This is a genomic window from Bradyrhizobium sacchari, from assembly GCF_002068095.1.
Lineage (GTDB): Bacteria > Pseudomonadota > Alphaproteobacteria > Rhizobiales > Xanthobacteraceae > Bradyrhizobium > Bradyrhizobium sacchari.
In genome coordinates, this window is the sequence record NZ_LWIG01000015.1 from 1 (window position 1) to 1371 (window position 1371).

Here is a 1371-nt window from a genome sequence, read left to right on the forward strand (position 1 = left end):
GGTCCTGACCGGCTACATGGGTAACAGTCTAGACCGGCGACATGGGTAACAGGTCAATTGGTCGGCAAGGAGGGCCTTGCCGATGGGTTGGAAGGAGACCTGTGCCGTGGACGAGCGGATGCGTTTTGTGTTGGCGGCTGAGAAGGGCGAGGAGTCATTTGCTGCCCTCTGCCGGCGGTTCAATGTGAGCCGCCGGGTCGGGTACAAATGGCTGGGGCGGTATGAGGAAGAAGGGTTAGCCGGCCTGCTCGATCGCTCGCGGGCTCCACGGCATCATCCGCAGGCGATTGCGCCGGAAATTGCGGAGCGCTGCCTTGAAGTCCGGCGGGCGCATCCAACCTGGGGGCCAGTGAAGGTGAGAGCTTATCTGGAGCGAGCTGCGCCTAAAACCGAGTGGCCAGTGGCGAGCACGATCGGAGAGCTGTTTGATCGCGAAGGGTTGACGGTAAGGCGCAAGCTGCGCCGTCGCAGCCCGCCTTCGAGCGCGCCCTTTGCCGCATGTGAAGCCGCCAACGACGTCTGGTGCATCGACTTCAAGGGCTGGTTCCTGACGGGTGACGGCGATCGATGTGAGCCCCTGACGATCACCGATGCCCACAGCCGCTATCTTCTGCGCTGTCAGGCATTGCCCCGCACCGACACTGACCATGTTTGGCCGGTGCTCGATGCCGCCTTCCGCGAGTTCGGATTGCCTAACTTCCTGCGGTCGGACAATGGCTCTCCCTTTGCTTCGCGAGGTGCGGGCGGCCTGTCGCGCTTGTCGGTGAACCTGATCAAGGCCGGAGTGACGCCGGAGCGCATTGCTCCTGGCAAGCCGCAGCAGAACGGCCGCCATGAGCGCATGCATCTCACCCTTTTGCAGGATGTGGCCAGCCCGCCGGCACGCAGCATGCGCGAGCAGCTAAAGCGGCTTCGCGAGTTCCAGCGGCTCTACAATCACGAACGTCCTCATCAGTCGCTGGACAACGCCACGCCTGCCGACCGCTACCAGGMTTCACCGCGCCGCTACGACGGAATCCTGCGCTCCCCGGAATACGGCGACCAGGAGGTCCGCTGGGTTCGTCACAATGGAGAGATCAAGCTCAACGGCCGGCTCGTCTACATCAACGCTGCTTTGGCGGGCGAGCCGATTGGGCTGACCGAGACCGAAGGCTGCTGGAGCGTCAGCTACGGTCCTGTCCTGCTCGGCTCCATCGCCTACCGCAGCGACCAACTGCGCAAGCCAAAACGGAAGGGCTGTGGACTTGGGGACAACGCTGCGCGTTGCCCCCAGGGTCCACAGCCCCAACAACAACAACAGACCTGAACGAAACGAGAATTGTGTTACCCATGTCGTCGGTCTGAACCGTTACCTATGTTGCCGGTTGCTCA

1 protein-coding gene is annotated in these 1371 nt (G+C 62.7%); it reads left to right on the top strand.

Translation table 11 applies throughout. The annotated features are described in order from the left end of the window. Nucleotides 1–82: 82 nt before the first annotated feature. Complete coding sequence (locus A5906_RS21485; protein ID WP_245326836.1) at nucleotides 83–1306, top strand: integrase core domain-containing protein; 1224 nt, start codon at nucleotides 83–85, stop codon at nucleotides 1304–1306. Nucleotides 1307–1371: the final 65 nt, after the last annotated feature.